We start from the raw sequence: 14,449 nt of genomic DNA on the forward strand, positions 1-14,449 counted from the left end.
CCCCGCTTTCCGATTTCCATCAACAAAAAAACCGCGGAGCGATCCGCGGTTTTTTTGTGCAGCGGCGGCGCGCTGAATCAGTCACGCGACGAGGAAGCGGCGATATCTTCCTTGATGCGGGCAGCCTTGCCTTCCAGACCGCGCAGGTAATACAGCTTGGCGCCACGCACCTTGCCCTTGCGCTTCACCTGCACCGATTCGATGCTCGGGCTATGCGCCTGGAAGACGCGCTCCACGCCGGTGCCATGCGAGATCTTGCGCACGGTGAAAGCGGAATGCAGGCCGCGGCTGCGCTTGGCGATGACCACACCCTCGAAGGCCTGGACACGCTCGCGATTGCCTTCCTTCACCTTGACGTTGACCACCACGGTGTCACCAGGGCCGAACTCCGGCAGCTGGCGGGTGATCTGCTCGGCTTCGAACTGTTCGATGATCTTGTTCATGGCAACACCTGTCTTTTCTCAATGATCGCGGCCTTCATTGGCCGCATCGTTTTGTCGCGCCTGCGCTTGGGCATGCTCGCGACGGAATTCATCCAACAGCGTCCGGGATTCTGCATCCAGCGCACGCTGCGCCAATAAATCGGGACGCCGTAACCAGGTACGTCCCAGCGATTGCTTCAGGCGCCAACGGCGAATGGCCGCATGATCGCCGGAGCGCAACACCTCCGGTACGTCACCCAGTGCGTCGTGCACCGGTTTCGCATAGTGCGGACAATCGAGCAGGCCGTTCGAAAACGAATCTTGCTCGGCCGACTGCGCGTCGTTCAACGCACCGTCCTGCAAGCGGCCCACGGCATCAATGATTACCGCGGCGCCCAACTCACCACCGGACAGCACATAGTCGCCGATGGAAAGTTCCTCGTCGACCTCGTGCGCCAGCAGACGCTCGTCCACACCTTCGTAACGTCCGCAGAGCAAGGCGATGCGCGGCAACTTCGCCAGCGCCTCCACCCGGTCCTGCGTCAGCCGCGCTCCTTGCGGGCTGAGGTAAATCACGTGCACCGGTTCTGGCGCCACCCCGCGCAACGCCGCCAGGGCTGCACGCAAAGGTTCGATCAACATCACCATGCCAGGGCCGCCGCCGCAGGTGCGGCCATCCACGGTACGGTAATTGTCAGTGGCGTAATCGCGCGGATTCCAGGTTTCCACCTGCAGCAACTGGCGTTGCTGCGCGCGTCCTACGACACCGACCGCGGCGCACTGGCGCATGAAGTCGGGAAACAACGTGACGACATCGATGCGCATCAGACCCTCGATTCTCAGAATTCAGGGTCCCAGTCCACCACCATGCGTCCACCGGAGATATCCACCGACCGCACGTAAACACCCTGGACGAAAGGAACCAGCCGCTCGCGCTCGCCGTCCCTTACCACCACCACATCGTTGGCGCCGGTCGCGAACAGATGACTGACCCGTCCCAGCGCGACGCCTTCGGTGGTGACGACCTCGAGACCTTCGAGATCGACCCAGTAGTACTCATCCTTGCCGGGGGGGGGCAACAGCCCGCGGGCGACGTAAATGTCCTGCCCAATCAGCGCTGCGGCACCATCCCGATCATCCAGCCCAGGCAACTTGGCAATCAGGCCCTTGCCCTGTGGCCGGCCATCAATACCGGCGACCTCCATCTCCTGGCCCGGCGCCGCTGAAAGCAGCCAGGGCTGGTACTTGAAGATCTGCATGCGGGGCTCGGTCCAGGATTCGACCTTGAGCCAGCCCTGCACACCATACAACCCGACGATGCGCCCGACCAGGACGCGCCGACCGGCTGCGGTCACGCTCAGGCAGCCTGCTGCTTGCCGGCTTCCTTCACCAACGCGGCGACCTTGTCGCTCAGCTGGGCGCCCTTGGAGACCCATTCCTGAACGCGCACGACGTTCAGTTCGAGGCGCTTGTCCTTGCCGGAGGCAACCGGATTGTAGAAACCCACGTTCTCGATGCTGCGCCCATCGCGCTTGTTGCGCTGATCGGTCACGACGACGTGGTAGAACGGACGGCCCTTGGCGCCGCCGCGCGAAAGACGAATCTTGACCATAAGTAAAAGCTCCAGAGTTGCCGGCATGCCCGGCAAGCGCGCCCTAGAATGGACGCGGTAAACCCGACATTTTAATGAAATCCGGGGAAAAAGGAAGAGGTTGGCGCATGATGGCCAGAGAATGCGCCTTAGCGCATCGGCGGGAGGCCGCCCCCCATCCCGCCCATGCCCTTCATGGCCCCACGCATCTGGCGCAGCAGGCCTTTGCTGCCACCCTTGGAAAGCTTGGACATCATCTTTTCCATCTGCATGTATTGCTTGAGCAGGCGATTGACATCGGCCGGCTGGGTGCCGGAACCACGCGCCACGCGGGCGCGACGGGAACCGTTCAGCAAATCCGGATGACGGCGCTCTTTCTTGGTCATCGAACTGATGATCGCGACCATGCGCTTGATCTCGCCGTCGTTGACTTTCGACTTCACGTTCTCCGGCAGGGCCGAGACACCCGGCAACTTGTCCAGGAGACCGGCCAGGCCACCCATGTTGCTCATCTGCTCAAGCTGGTCGCGCATGTCGTTGAGATCGAAGCGCTTGCCCTTCATTACCTTGGTGGCGAGCTTCTGCGCCTTTTCCTGATCGACCTTGCGCTCCACTTCCTCGACCAGCGACAGCACGTCGCCCATGCCGAGGATGCGCTGGGCGATGCGATCCGGATGGAACGGCTCCAATGCGTCGGTCTTCTCGCCCGCACCGAGGAACTTGATCGGACGACCGGTGACGTAACGCACCGAGAGCGCCGCGCCGCCACGCGCATCGCCGTCGGTCTTGGTCAGCACCACACCGGTCAGCGGCAGCGCTTCGGCAAAGGCTTTGGCGGTGTTGGCCGCATCCTGGCCGGTCATGGAATCGACCACGAACAGGGTTTCGATGGGCGTGACCGCAGCGTGCAGCGCCTTGATCTCGGCCATCATCGCTTCGTCGACGTGCAGGCGGCCGGCGGTATCCACCAGCAGTACGTCGATGACTTCCTTGCGCGCCGCCGATATCGCCGCCTTGGCGATATCGACCGGGTTCTGGCCGGCTTCGGACGGGAAGAATCGCACTCCGACCTGTTCGGCCAGGGTCCGCAGCTGCTCGATGGCGGCAGGTCGATAGACGTCGCAGCTCACCACCATCACGCGCTTCTTCTTGCGCTCGGTCAGGAAGCGCGCCAGCTTGGCCACGGTAGTGGTCTTGCCCGCGCCCTGCAGTCCGGCCATCAGCACCACGGCAGGCGGCTGCTGGGCGAGGTTGAGCTCGGTATTGGCCGTGCCCATCACCACTGTCAGCTCATCACTGACCACCTTCACCAAGGCTTGGCCCGGCGAGAGGCTCTTGAGTACCTCCTGGCCTACCGCACGGACTTTCACGCGCTCGATCAACGCCTGCACCACCGGCAACGCCACGTCGGCTTCGAGCAGCGCAATGCGCACTTCACGCAGGGATTCGCGGATGTTTTCCTCGGTCAACCGGCCGCGTCCGCGCAAACGGTTGACGGTGGTGGAGAGGCGTTGGCTGAGCGACTCGAACATGGCGTTGCGGCTAGGAAACTGAATGGACTGGCAAATATACCAGACCCGCTCGCCTTCTCATGAGGACGGCGGCTGCAGCTTGATCCATTGGGCGATATCGCGAATCACCCGCGCATCCATATGGGCCGGCTTGGCGTAATCGGCTGGCGAGGGCGGATGGCCGGCAGGCATGAACAGATGACTGAGGCCCGGGTACGCGATCAGCGTTACCCGGGAGTCATGCGCAAAGGCGGCTTGCCATCGGCTGAAATCATGCTGCGGCGTAACCTGATAATCGCCGTCGCCTTGCAGTATCAACATGGGTTGATGCAGCTGTTTTGCCGTGGCGACCGGATCGTAATCGCGCGTGCTCAGCCAGTAGCTGTCCGGGGCGTGAAAGCAATTTCCTGCCGATGCATGCGCGGAACCCGCCAATACCGATGTATTGCATGCCCTGGTCAACGACGCCAGCCGCCGATCCAGTTCTGCGCTGGGCGTGCCTTGCAGCTGTGCGATGTAGCGCAGCTGCCGGACTATGTCGTCCGGGCCAAGCGTCACTGGCGCCGCAAGCATGATGATTCCTGCCAATTGAAGGTCGCGCTGACCGATACGCGGCGCCATCATCGCCCCCAGGCTGTGACCGAGCACATACAGGCGATGCGGATCGATGGATGGCTGCCTGGCGAGCACACGCAGCGCCGCCAAGGCATCGTCAGTCACCTCATCGTCCACCGTCATGGCTTTGCCGGCCATGGCGGCACCGTAGACATAGGTGCGCTTGTCATAGCGAAAGGAGGCAATGCCGGCGGCCGCCAATCCGTCGGCCACATCGCGCAGCGGTTTGTTCGGGCCAACGGACTCGTCGCGATCGCTGGGGCCGGAGCCCGCCACCAGCAGAACCGCCGGGAATGGCCCCTTGGCACGGGGTATCACCAGCGTTCCGGGCAACGGCCCTGACGGCGAAGGCACCTGCACGGAACGGGATGTACCGATCGCAGGGTCCAGCGTTTCCGCTTGCGATCCCGCGGCCGGTAGCGCCGAAGCCGGCACGACGTGGAAAGTGACGATGCGATCCTGCGCATCGCACGCCACCACGGCCGCCATCGATTTGCCGGAAAAATCCATCTCCGCTACCAGCACTTCGCGACCGGCCATGCTGCGCGGCTGCAAGTCGCCTAACTTGCGAAAGCTGCCAGCCACGGCCTGCAATTGCGCCCATCCTGCCTTGAGCTGTTGCGGTGACGTGAGGCTGGCAACGGCGGGGTCGAATTCCTTGCTGACGCTGTCGTAATGCCCCTGCGACCATGCGACGAGTGCCGCCTGTCCGTGGGCGCGGCACATCGCCGATGGCTCCGCCATGCCGGGCATGGCAAAGAGGTCGGCACATAACGCGACGGCAATGATCATGTTCCGAAAAGACATGGCTCGCTCCCTGGCTGTTCAGCCGTGCTGTTCAAGACGTTGGTAAATGACATACGAATACACGCAGGGAACGAGCACCGACGCCGCGATCACACAGAGCATCGACCATAGCGGCGCCTGCAGAAGCGCAATGGCAATGACCGCCAGCCCGGCCAGCACGAACATCCACCCGCTCAGCCGATGCGTCCGTTCCCAGACAGCTTCGCTGGCGAGTGTCCATGGCGTTCGAATGCCCATGAAGAAATTCTGGCGCAATTTATCCATGTAGTTCCCCATCACCAGCAGCAGCGCACCCAGGGAAATCATGCAAAGCCATGGCATGCGCACGGGATGGCCGGCGGCATTCAGCAACACCCCCAGCGCAGCCACCAACACCAGTGCCTGCAACGCGAGCATCACGACGGCAAATGCGGACACGAACGGCCCGATGGCATAGCGCCGCGGTGAAATCCGCGGCAACAGCCACGTGAGCAGCCCCAGCGTCACAATGGCCAACGTGGGCACCAGCACGGCATGCATGGGAGTCATGTATCCATTGACGTTGCCGCGGGCATTCCAATGCGTCGCGACCAGCGCCGGCATGCGTGGACGCAGCCACACGAATACCGCCAGCAACGCCGACAGGAAAACGGCGGATATCCACCAACTGCTTCTGGGTTTCATCGCTTGCCTCCACGTCCGCCGGTTGGCGGAAACAGATCGAGCACCATGCGCGTCAGGTCTTCCATCACGGTGCTGTTGAGTGAATAGACGATGTACTGGCCCCGGCGCTCGGTGCGCACCAGATCGGCGTGCTTGAGCACGGTGAAGTGATGCGACAACGAAGCTCCGGTGATATCGAAGGCCGCGCCGATCTCGCCCGCGCTCATCGCACCACCTTGCAAGCGCTTGAGGATCGCTCGGCGGGTGGGATCGGCCAGGGCACGGAATACGGCTTGCTGTTTCATGGGCTCCAACGCAACTCGGCGGCCAGGCAGATATTTAGACAAATATCTAAATATTGCAAGTGCCGGCCCAAAGTCGCATTCACGCTTGCACCACCCTGTGCCACACTTGCACGCCATGCTGCCTGCCCTTTCGATCTTCGCCATCGTCTGCTACCTGCTCGCCAGCGGCCTGCTGGCGCGGCCGTTATTTGGCGCCGGCGCGACGACCTCGGGCGCGCTGGCACGGTCCGCCCTGGCGATTGCGACCGTGGCAGTACTTGTCCATGCCGCCGAACTGCTGGCGATGCACCGCGGCGCCCTGGACCTGCATTTCTTTGCGGCACTTTCATTGGTGGCGTGCGTCGTATCGGCGTTGACGCTGCTGGTCAACCTCACCCGTCCCGTGGCCGCACTCGGCGTCATCGTCTTTCCGCTGAGCGCCCTGCTGCTCTGGGTCGATGCTTTCCTGGCACCGCCGACCGCACCGATAGCCATGGATTGGCATATCAAGTTGCATGTGACGGTAGCGCTGCTGGCTTTCAGCGTGCTCTCGATCGCCGCCGCGATGGCGATCTTGCTAGCCATCCAGGAGCGGGCCCTGCGGCATCGCCAACTGGGTCCATGGCTAAGCGCATTGCCGCCGTTGACGCTTACCGAATCATTGTTGTTCCGGCTGATCGGCGCGGGGTTCGTATTGCTCACCCTGACCTTGCTGACCGGCACGCTGTTCGTGGACAACCTGTTCGGCCAGCACCTGATGCACAAGACAGTGCTATCGATTATTGCCTGGCTGGTGTTCGGCGCCCTGCTCTACGGACGCTGGCGGTATGGCTGGCGCGGACGCAGCGCCGTGAACCTCACGCTGATCGGCATGGGCGTGCTGGCATTGGCGTTCTTTGGATCGAAGTTCGTGCTGGAGCTGATCCTGCACCGCGCGGTGGACTGAAAGCAGTTAGCGGCAGGCATCGATAGCCTGTGCCAACCGGTCTACGCCGATCACTTCCATCTCGCCCACCCGCCCCTTCTTCGGCGCATTGGCCTTCGGTACGATCGCGCGCTGAAAGCCGTGGTGGGAGGCCTCTTTCAAACGTTCATCGCCATTGGGGACCGGACGGATTTCGCCGGAAAGCCCAACTTCGCCGAAGGCGATGGTTTTCTCCGGTAGCGGGCGATCGCGCAACGAAGAAAGCACGGCGAGCAGTACCGGCAGATCAGCCGCGGTTTCCTGCACGCGGATACCACCCACCACGTTGACGAAGACATCCTGGTCATACGCCGCCACGCCGCCATGGCGGTGCAGCACGGCCAGCAGCATCGCCAGGCGATTCTGCTCCAGGCCCAACGCAACGCGCCGCGGATTGCCCAGCGAGGATTGATCCACCAGCGCCTGCACCTCCACCAACAACGGGCGTGTGCCCTCGCGTGTCACCATCACCGCGCTGCCGGAGGTGGGCCCGCTATGCGCAGAAAGGAAAATCGCCGAAGGATTGGGTACTTCGCGCAATCCTTTTTCGGACATGGCGAAGACTCCCAATTCGTTGACCGCGCCAAAGCGATTCTTGAACGCGCGCAGCACCCGGAACCGGCTGCCCGACTCGCCTTCGAAATACAGCACCGCGTCCACCATGTGCTCGAGCACCCGCGGCCCGGCAATGCCACCCTCCTTGGTGACATGGCCCACGAGGAATACCGATGTGCCGGTTTGCTTGGCGAATCGCGTGAGCTTGGCAGCCGACTCGCGCACCTGGCTCACCGAACCGGGGGCTGCGGTGAGCAGTTCGGTCCAGATGGTCTGGATCGAATCGATCACCAGTACGCGCGGGCGCGTGGCGGCGGCCTGTTCGAGGATGCGCTCGACGCCTGTTTCCGCCAGCGCCTGCAGCGGCTGCAGGGGCAAATCCAGTCGCTGCGCCCGCGCCGCGACCTGCGCCAGCGATTCCTCGCCGGTGACATACACACTGGGAAGCTTTTCACCGAGCTTGCCCAGCATCTGTAACAACAAAGTGGATTTGCCGATGCCGGGATCGCCACCGATCAGCACGACCGACCCATCCACCAGCCCGCCGCCGAGCACGCGATCCAGTTCGCCAATGCCGGTCAGCGTGCGCGACTCGGCTGTTACGAGCACATCAGTAAGCGGCGTTATTCGCGGCACCGCATTGGCGGCGCCCGCGTAACCACCTTGCCGTGCGGCAGCAACGGATTTCTGTGCCGGCTGCACCACGAATTCGGACAGCGTATTCCACGCCTCGCATTCGATGCACTGGCCTTGCCATTTGGTGTGCTCGGCACCGCAATCGGTGCAAACGTAGGCAGTCTTCGCTTTGGCCATGGCATTACACGCATCGATTCAATGCAGGCAGCTTAGCCTGCATAGGTCGCAAGCCGCGAGACAGCATGCGCTATTGCTCGTCCTCGACGAACAATACGCGGCGGGTCATGCCACAGGTCAGGTCATAGCCGATCGTGCCGGCCTGGGCGGCGACGCTTTCCACCGGCAGCCCCGGTCCCCACAGCACCACGCGATCGCCCACCTTGGCCGCAGGTGCATGGCGCAAGTCCAAGGTGATCAGGTCCATCGACACGCGCCCGACCAGCGGCACGCATTGATTGCCGACCAGCACGGGCGTACCGGCCACGGCGCTACGTGGATAACCATCGCCATAGCCAACCGCAGCAACGCCAATCGGCATGTCTTCGGGGCATTCCCACAAGCCGTTGTAGCCGATGCGCTCGCCGCGCTTGATCGTATTGATGGCAATCAGCCGGGTGGACAGGGTCATGGCTGCGCGAAAACCAAAATCGGCACCGCTTTTTCCTTCCACTACGGACAATCCGTAAAGCAGCCCTCCGGTACGCACCCAATCGCCACGTGCCTCGGGCCAACCCAGTACCGCAGCCGAGTTGGACAGCGAGCGCGGCCCGGACAAGTCGCGTGTGGCGTTAATGAAGCGCTCGATCTGCGCGCGCGTGCGCTCGCCGTCGAATACTTCCGACTCGGCAAAGTGCGTCATCAGGCCAATATCCGGATCGATGCCGGGCATCATCGCCAACTGCGCATGCACCGCCGCCGTCCGCTCGGGCGCGAAGCCAAGCCGATGCATACCACTGTCGACCTTCAGCCATACCCGCAGCCGCCCGCGCGTGGGCGACGCCTCGGACAGCCAATGCAGCTGGCTTTCGTGGTGGATGGCGGCATCGAGCCCGAGCCGTTGCATCTCCGCGATATCGCCAGCCTGGTCCGGGCCGGATAGCACCACGATGCGTTGCCGGTGTCCTGCCGCGCGCAAACGAAGGCCATCGCCCAAGGACGCCACCGCAAAAGCGTCGGCAGCGCCATCCAGCGCGCGCGCGACCCGTTCCAGCCCGTGCCCGTAAGCGTCCGCCTTGACCACGGCCATGACCTTGGCGGGCGCGGCCATCCGCATGATCCGCTCGAGATTGTGGCGCAGTGCGCCCAGATGGATAGTGGCGACGGTAGTGCGGCTCATGGTCCTGGCTTAAAGGCAAAATGCGCGCAAAGGAGCTCTGGCCGATGCCTGCTCCCGTATAGGGTAGCCGCTATGCGCCGACCGTTCAGGGCGGCGAGATGGCAAAGCGCTGGCACCACTTGCTCAGAAATGCCCGGTGTAAGTATCCGGACTGTAGTTCTCGAACTTCGTGTAATGACCGAGGAAGGTTAGCTTCACCGTATCGGTGGGGCCATTACGCTGCTTGCCGATGATGATCTCGGCCAGGCCTTTGTCTGGCGATTCCTTGTTGTAGTACTCGTCGCGGTAGATGAACATGATCACGTCGGCGTCCTGCTCGATAGCGCCCGATTCGCGCAGGTCCGACATCATCGGCCGCTTGTCGGCACGCTGTTCCAGCGAGCGGTTCAGCTGCGACAAGGCGATCACCGGCACGTTGAGTTCCTTGGCCAATCCCTTCAGCGAACGCGAGATTTCCGAAATTTCGGTGGCGCGGTTTTCCTTGTTGCCGGGCACCTGCATCAATTGCAGGTAGTCGATCACGATCAGGCCCAGGCCGCCGTGCTCACGCGCCAGGCGGCGCGAGCGCGAGCGCATCTCCACGGGCGACAGGCCCGGCGTGTCGTCGATGAAAATCTTCGCTTCGGATAGCAGTGCAATCGCGTTGGTGACGCGCGGCCAGTCTTCCTCGGCCAAGTCGCCGTTGCGCAGGTGTTGCTGGTGAATGCGGCCGACCGAGGAAATCAGGCGGAATGCCAGCTGCGAAGCGGACATTTCCATCGAAAACACCACCACCGGCTTCTTGGCGCGCAGCGCCGCCGCTTCGGCGATATTGAGCGAAAAAGCGGTCTTGCCCATGGACGGTCGGGCCGCGACGATGATCAGGTCCGAGGGTTGCAGGCCGGAAGTGAGATTGTCCAGGTCGGTAAACCCGGTGGAGATACCGGTGAGCTGGCCGCGATTCTGGTAGCGCTCGTGCAGCAGGCGAAAGGCGTCCTTCACCGCTTCGCGCATCGACACCGTGTCCTTCTTGCCACGCGCACCGGATTCGGCGATGTGGAATACACGCTGTTCGGCGGTTTCCAGCACCTCGTGCACGGTCTTGCCTTCGGGGCGGTAGCCATCTTCGGTGATCGCAGTCCCTGCATCGATGAGCTGCCGCAATACCGATTTCTCGCGCACGATCTCCGCGTAGGCGGCAATGTTGGCGGCGCTCGGCGTGGCGTTCGCCAGTTCGACCAGATAACTGGCGCCGCCGACCATTTCGGCCAGTCCATTGGCTTCGAACCAATCGCCGAGCGTGATGGCGTCGCAAGGCATGCCCTTGTTGGCGAGCTCCGTGATGGCGCGCCAGATAAGGCGATGGTCCTTGCGATAGAAGTCCTGCTCGCCGAGTTTGTCGGCGACTTTGTCCAATGCGTCGGTGGCAAGCATCAAGCCGCCCAGCACCGCCTGTTCCGCGTCAATGGAATGAGGCGGTATGCGCAGGGCTTCGATGGCGCTATGGGAGGATTTGCGTTCGGGCACGAAGGACATGGACATTCCCTGCAGCAAGGAAGGTGCGCAACGCCAGGTAGGCAGGCACAAGCTGCGAGCATACGCGGCGGCGTCTCAAGGGACGAGACGATAACCTGTGGAAATCTTGTGGAAATCTGGGGATAAGTCGGAATACCGAAAAAACAAACGGGCGCCCATGGCGCCCGTCTGCCTTTCATTCCGCGATGGCGCGGCGGCTTACTTCTCGCCGACCACGACCACCTTGATCGCACCCTGCACGTCGGCGTGCAGGCTGATCACTACTTCGAATTCGCCAATGTGGCGAATCGGGCCTTCGCCCTGGATCACTTCACCCTTGTGGATATCGTGACCGGCGGCCTGCAGCGCATCGGCGATTTCACGCGGACCGACCGAACCATACAGCTTGCCTTCCGGACTGGCGTTGGCAGCGATGGTGACCGACACATCGGACAGCTTGTTCTTGCGCGCCTCGGCATCGGAGAACAGCTTGTTGGCCTTGGCTTCGTATTCGGCGCGACGGGCCTCGAATGCGGCGAGGTTGTCGGCATTCACGCGCACGGCCTTGCCCTGCGGCAGCAGGTAGTTGCGGCCGTAGCCCGGCTTCACCTTGACCTTGTCGCCGAGGTTGCCGAGGTTGCGCACTTTTTCGAGAAGAATGAGTTCCATGGTGATTCCTGATTCGTTAGCACCGGTGTGGCCCGGCGCAGCCGTGGACGGTTGTCCGAAGTGTCACGATTACTTGCTCTCCCCCTAAGGGGAAGAGCCGGGGTGAGGGCATGCTTGCCTGCAATCGAATCGAAACATGCATCGCATCAAGCAAACATGGCCCCTCACTCGCCCCTCTCCGTTGCGGGAGAGGAGCCGAACGCAAAAGCCGTGCTTTTAGACGTCGTGGTTGTCGGTGTACGGCAGCAGCGCCAGGAAACGTGCGCGCTTGATGGCCGTGGCCAGCTGGCGCTGGTAACGAGCCTTGGTACCGGTGATGCGGCTGGGAACGATCTTGCCGTTCTCAGTGATGTACTGGCGCAGCGTATTGAGATCCTTGTAGTCGATCTCTTTGACGTTTTCGGCCGTAAAGCGGCAGAACTTGCGGCGGCGGAAGAACTTGGACATGGGTCAGGGCTCCTAATCAGTCTTCGAGGTCGGCGTCGTCGCTGTCGGCGCGGCCAACGCGGCGGTCGTCACCTTCGGCATCGTCGTCACGGCGGCGCGAAGACTTGGCGTCATCCTTTTCCTTGCTCTTGAGGATGAAGGATTGCTCGGTGTCGGCCTCGTCGCGCTTGATCACCAGGTGGCGCAGCACGGCATCGTTGAAGCGGAAACCCGACTCCAGTTCGTTCAGCGCGTTCTGGCTCACTTCGATGTTGAGCATGACGTAGTGAGCCTTGGCCAGGTTCACGATCGGATACGCCAGCTGGCGACGGCCCCAATCTTCCAGGCGGTGGATCTGGCCACCGTCGGCGGTGATCAGCGTCTTGTAGCGCTCGATCATGGCCGGAACCTGCTCGCTCTGGTCCGGATGGACCAGGAATACAACTTCGTAATGACGCAAGGTCATTGGGAAACTCCTTATGGATGCGACCCTTGCGGGCCTCGCAGCCTCCCGCGATGGCGGTGAGGCAAGTGGCTGCCCCGCACCTTTTTAGTGCGGACAGAAGCGGAATTGTAAGCGGGATCAACCGATCAGCGCAAGTCGCTGAATTGACTGAGGATGCCTGGAACGGCCAGCGCGGGCCGGGATCACCCGACCGTAAAGCTTTCTCCGCAACCACACTCCCCCGTGGCATTGGGATTGTGGAACACGAAGCTCGCGTTGAGCCCCTGCCGCTGGAAATCGATCACCGTGCCGTCGACCAATGGCAGGCTCTTGGTATCCACGATTACCGGGACACCGTCGATCTGGAAGGTCTGGTCCTCGGCGCTGACGGCATCGGCCAGATCCACGACATAGGCGAAACCCGAACAGCCGGTGCGCTTCACGCCGAAGCGGACGCCCGCAGCAGCAGGCGCCTGCGCAAGAAATTGGCGCATGCGCTGGTTGGCGGAGGTTGTGATCGAGATCGTCATATCGGTACTTCTAACTTCCAGCATGTCGCAGTGCAAGCAAGGCCTACATTATCATGTGCGCTTGCCTTCACGCTCATCAGCAGATGGGCGCTCTCTCAGGAGTTTCAATCCATGGCGGTGGTCAGCGTCAAACAGGCCCTTTCCGGCAAGCTCGAGGCCGGCAGCAAGGTGACGGTGCGTGGTTGGGTGCGGACCCGCCGCGACTCCAAGGCCGGCCTGTCATTCGTGAATATCAGCGACGGCTCCTGCTTCGATCCGATCCAGGCCGTGGCGCCTGCCACGCTGGACAACTATGAAAGCGAGGTTAAGCATCTCACCGCTGGCGCCGGGGTGATCGTCACCGGCACACTGGTGCCCTCGCAGGGCAAGGGCCAGGCGTTCGAACTCCAGGCGGACAGCGTGGTCGTTACCGGGATGGTCGACGATCCGGAAACCTATCCCATCCAGCCCAAGCAACATTCGATGGAATTCCTGCGCGAGGTGGCTCACCTGCGTCCGCGCACCAATCTGTTCGGTGCCGTGACGCGCGTGCGCCACACCATGATGACGGCGATCCACCGCCATCTCACCGAGCAGGGCTTCTTTTGGATCAATACGCCGATCATCACCACGTCCGATGCCGAAGGCGCCGGCGACATGTTCCGCCTGTCGACGCTGGATCTCGCCAACCTGCCGCGCGACGAGCAGGGCAAGATCGATTTCCGCAAGGATTTCTTCGGCCGCGAAGCGTTCCTTACCGTGTCCGGCCAGCTCAACGTCGAGGCGTATGCCTTGGCCATGAGCAAGGTCTACACCTTCGGCCCCACCTTCCGTGCCGAAAATTCCAACACGCCGCGCCACCTGGCTGAATTCTGGATGGTGGAGCCGGAGATCGCGTTCGCGGATCTCGCCGCGGACGCCGACTGCGCCGAGGCCTTCCTCAAGGCGATCTTCAAGGCCGTGCTGGACGAGCGCGCCGACGACATGGCGTTCTTCGCCGAGCGCGTGCTGCCGGACGCGATCACCCGCCTGGAAAACTTCATCGCCCAGCCGTTCGAGCGCATCGATTACACCGATGCCATCGAAATCCTCAAGCAATCCGGCCACCACTTCGAATTTCCGGTAGCCTGGGGCGTCGACCTGCAAACCGAGCACGAGCGCTACCTGGCCGAAAAGCATGTCGGCCGTCCGGTGGTGGTGATGAACTATCCCGAGCAGATCAAGGCCTTCTACATGCGCCTGAACGATGACGAGAAAACCGTTGCCGCGATGGACGTGCTGGCGCCGGGCATCGGCGAAATCATCGGCGGCGCCCAGCGCGAGGAACGCCTGGATTACCTGGACCGCCGCATGGCCAAGTTCGGGCTCGATATTGCCACCTATGGCTGGTACCGTGACCTGCGTCGTTACGGCACCGTCCCCCATGCCGGTTTCGGCCTCGGCTTCGAACGCCTGCTGGTATATGTCTGCGGCTTGTCGAACATCCGCGACGCCATCCCCTATCCACGTGCGGCAGGGAGTGCCGAATTCTGACCCAAGCGAC

Annotated in this window: 17 protein-coding genes; 2 read left to right on the forward strand and 15 right to left on the reverse strand. The window is 62.5% G+C overall.

Annotation, left to right across the window (positions count from 1 at the left end; translation table 11 throughout):
- Positions 1 to 77 precede the first annotated feature (77 nt).
- The 8 genes from rplS to ISP15_RS08385 all read right to left on the reverse strand — a co-directional run bounded on the left by rplS (position 78) and on the right by ISP15_RS08385 (position 5,893).
- On the reverse strand, positions 78 to 443 hold the full coding sequence (rplS, locus tag ISP15_RS08350) for a 50S ribosomal protein L19 (RefSeq protein ID WP_404546802.1): 366 nt from the start codon (positions 441 to 443) through the stop codon (positions 78 to 80).
- Positions 444 to 461: 18 nt separating this feature from the next.
- Positions 462 to 1,247, reverse strand: a complete 786-nt coding sequence (trmD, locus tag ISP15_RS08355) for a tRNA (guanosine(37)-N1)-methyltransferase TrmD (RefSeq protein ID WP_404546803.1) — start codon at positions 1,245 to 1,247, stop codon at positions 462 to 464.
- A 14-nt stretch (positions 1,248 to 1,261) separates the two neighbouring features.
- Complete coding sequence (gene rimM / locus ISP15_RS08360) at positions 1,262 to 1,777, reverse strand: ribosome maturation factor RimM (RefSeq protein ID WP_404546804.1); 516 nt, start codon at positions 1,775 to 1,777, stop codon at positions 1,262 to 1,264.
- A gap of 2 nt (positions 1,778 to 1,779) precedes the next feature.
- Positions 1,780 to 2,034, reverse strand: a complete 255-nt coding sequence (gene rpsP / locus ISP15_RS08365) for a 30S ribosomal protein S16 (RefSeq protein WP_404546805.1) — start codon at positions 2,032 to 2,034, stop codon at positions 1,780 to 1,782.
- Positions 2,035 to 2,162: 128 nt separating this feature from the next.
- Entirely contained in the window at positions 2,163 to 3,545 is a 1,383-nt protein-coding gene (gene ffh, locus ISP15_RS08370; RefSeq protein WP_404546806.1) for a signal recognition particle protein, read from the reverse strand.
- A gap of 57 nt (positions 3,546 to 3,602) precedes the next feature.
- The gene (locus ISP15_RS08375) at positions 3,603 to 4,946 is read right to left on the reverse strand and encodes an alpha/beta hydrolase (RefSeq protein ID WP_404546807.1); all 1,344 of its coding nucleotides are present in this window, start codon (positions 4,944 to 4,946) and stop codon (positions 3,603 to 3,605) included.
- Between the two features lie 18 nt (positions 4,947 to 4,964).
- Positions 4,965 to 5,609: an SdpI family protein gene (locus ISP15_RS08380; protein WP_404546808.1), complete on the reverse strand. Its 645-nt coding sequence runs from the start codon at positions 5,607 to 5,609 to the stop codon at positions 4,965 to 4,967.
- Entirely contained in the window at positions 5,606 to 5,893 is a 288-nt protein-coding gene (locus ISP15_RS08385) for an autorepressor SdpR family transcription factor (RefSeq protein ID WP_404546809.1), read from the reverse strand. Before ISP15_RS08385 ends, ISP15_RS08380 begins: the two co-directional genes overlap by 4 nt.
- 115 nt (positions 5,894 to 6,008) lie before the next feature.
- Here ISP15_RS08385 and ISP15_RS08390 point away from each other — a divergent pair, with 115 nt between their 5' ends.
- Positions 6,009 to 6,818 carry a cytochrome C assembly family protein gene (locus tag ISP15_RS08390; protein WP_404546810.1) on the forward strand — a complete coding sequence of 270 codons (810 nt, stop codon included), beginning with the start codon at positions 6,009 to 6,011 and terminating at the stop codon, positions 6,816 to 6,818.
- A 6-nt stretch (positions 6,819 to 6,824) separates the two neighbouring features.
- Here the strand turns inward: ISP15_RS08390 and radA are convergent, their stop codons facing one another.
- From radA to ISP15_RS08425, 7 genes are all read right to left on the reverse strand, one after another.
- On the reverse strand, positions 6,825 to 8,204 hold the full coding sequence (gene radA / locus ISP15_RS08395; RefSeq protein ID WP_404546811.1) for a DNA repair protein RadA: 1,380 nt from the start codon (positions 8,202 to 8,204) through the stop codon (positions 6,825 to 6,827).
- 70 nt (positions 8,205 to 8,274) lie between these two features.
- Positions 8,275 to 9,363, reverse strand: a complete 1,089-nt coding sequence (gene alr / locus ISP15_RS08400; RefSeq protein WP_404546812.1) for an alanine racemase — start codon at positions 9,361 to 9,363, stop codon at positions 8,275 to 8,277.
- 123 nt (positions 9,364 to 9,486) lie between these two features.
- Entirely contained in the window at positions 9,487 to 10,878 is a 1,392-nt protein-coding gene (locus tag ISP15_RS08405; protein ID WP_404546813.1) for a replicative DNA helicase, read from the reverse strand.
- A gap of 198 nt (positions 10,879 to 11,076) precedes the next feature.
- Complete coding sequence (gene rplI, locus ISP15_RS08410; RefSeq protein ID WP_404546814.1) at positions 11,077 to 11,526, reverse strand: 50S ribosomal protein L9; 450 nt, start codon at positions 11,524 to 11,526, stop codon at positions 11,077 to 11,079.
- Positions 11,527 to 11,742: 216 nt separating this feature from the next.
- Positions 11,743 to 11,973: a 30S ribosomal protein S18 gene (rpsR, locus tag ISP15_RS08415; protein WP_074552179.1), complete on the reverse strand. Its 231-nt coding sequence runs from the start codon at positions 11,971 to 11,973 to the stop codon at positions 11,743 to 11,745.
- Positions 11,974 to 11,989: 16 nt separating this feature from the next.
- Positions 11,990 to 12,418 (reverse strand): 30S ribosomal protein S6, encoded by a 429-nt coding sequence (rpsF, locus tag ISP15_RS08420; RefSeq protein ID WP_404546815.1) that lies wholly within the window; start codon positions 12,416 to 12,418, stop codon positions 11,990 to 11,992.
- Positions 12,419 to 12,600: 182 nt separating this feature from the next.
- Positions 12,601 to 12,927: a HesB/IscA family protein gene (locus ISP15_RS08425; protein ID WP_404546816.1), complete on the reverse strand. Its 327-nt coding sequence runs from the start codon at positions 12,925 to 12,927 to the stop codon at positions 12,601 to 12,603.
- A gap of 111 nt (positions 12,928 to 13,038) precedes the next feature.
- Here ISP15_RS08425 and asnS point away from each other — a divergent pair, with 111 nt between their 5' ends.
- On the forward strand, positions 13,039 to 14,439 hold the full coding sequence (asnS, locus tag ISP15_RS08430; RefSeq protein WP_404546817.1) for an asparagine--tRNA ligase: 1,401 nt from the start codon (positions 13,039 to 13,041) through the stop codon (positions 14,437 to 14,439).
- Positions 14,440 to 14,449: the final 10 nt, after the last annotated feature.

Source organism: Dyella jejuensis (genome assembly GCF_044904675.1).
Taxonomy (GTDB): Bacteria; Pseudomonadota; Gammaproteobacteria; order Xanthomonadales; family Rhodanobacteraceae; genus Dyella_B; species Dyella_B jejuensis.

Excerpts from the sequence above, each read along its gene's own strand:
- ISP15_RS08390 (WP_404546810.1), top strand. The coding sequence starts at position 6,009 with ATGCTGCCTGCCCTTTCGATCTTCGCCATCGTCTGCTACCTGCTCGCC.
- ISP15_RS08375 (WP_404546807.1), bottom strand. The coding sequence starts at position 4,946 with ATGTCTTTTCGGAACATGATCATTGCCGTCGCGTTATGTGCCGACCTC.
- asnS (WP_404546817.1), top strand. The coding sequence starts at position 13,039 with ATGGCGGTGGTCAGCGTCAAACAGGCCCTTTCCGGCAAGCTCGAGGCC.
- rpsP (WP_404546805.1), bottom strand. The coding sequence starts at position 2,034 with ATGGTCAAGATTCGTCTTTCGCGCGGCGGCGCCAAGGGCCGTCCGTTC.
- ISP15_RS08425 (WP_404546816.1), bottom strand. The coding sequence starts at position 12,927 with ATGACGATCTCGATCACAACCTCCGCCAACCAGCGCATGCGCCAATTT.
- alr (WP_404546812.1), bottom strand. The coding sequence starts at position 9,363 with ATGAGCCGCACTACCGTCGCCACTATCCATCTGGGCGCACTGCGCCAC.
- ISP15_RS08380 (WP_404546808.1), bottom strand. The coding sequence starts at position 5,609 with ATGAAACCCAGAAGCAGTTGGTGGATATCCGCCGTTTTCCTGTCGGCG.
- ffh (WP_404546806.1), bottom strand. The coding sequence starts at position 3,545 with ATGTTCGAGTCGCTCAGCCAACGCCTCTCCACCACCGTCAACCGTTTG.
- rplI (WP_404546814.1), bottom strand. The coding sequence starts at position 11,526 with ATGGAACTCATTCTTCTCGAAAAAGTGCGCAACCTCGGCAACCTCGGC.
- rpsR (WP_074552179.1), bottom strand. The coding sequence starts at position 11,973 with ATGTCCAAGTTCTTCCGCCGCCGCAAGTTCTGCCGCTTTACGGCCGAA.
- rplS (WP_404546802.1), bottom strand. The coding sequence starts at position 443 with ATGAACAAGATCATCGAACAGTTCGAAGCCGAGCAGATCACCCGCCAG.
- trmD (WP_404546803.1), bottom strand. The coding sequence starts at position 1,247 with ATGCGCATCGATGTCGTCACGTTGTTTCCCGACTTCATGCGCCAGTGC.
- rpsF (WP_404546815.1), bottom strand. The coding sequence starts at position 12,418 with ATGACCTTGCGTCATTACGAAGTTGTATTCCTGGTCCATCCGGACCAG.
- ISP15_RS08405 (WP_404546813.1), bottom strand. The coding sequence starts at position 10,878 with ATGTCCTTCGTGCCCGAACGCAAATCCTCCCATAGCGCCATCGAAGCC.
- ISP15_RS08385 (WP_404546809.1), bottom strand. The coding sequence starts at position 5,893 with ATGAAACAGCAAGCCGTATTCCGTGCCCTGGCCGATCCCACCCGCCGA.
- radA (WP_404546811.1), bottom strand. The coding sequence starts at position 8,204 with ATGGCCAAAGCGAAGACTGCCTACGTTTGCACCGATTGCGGTGCCGAG.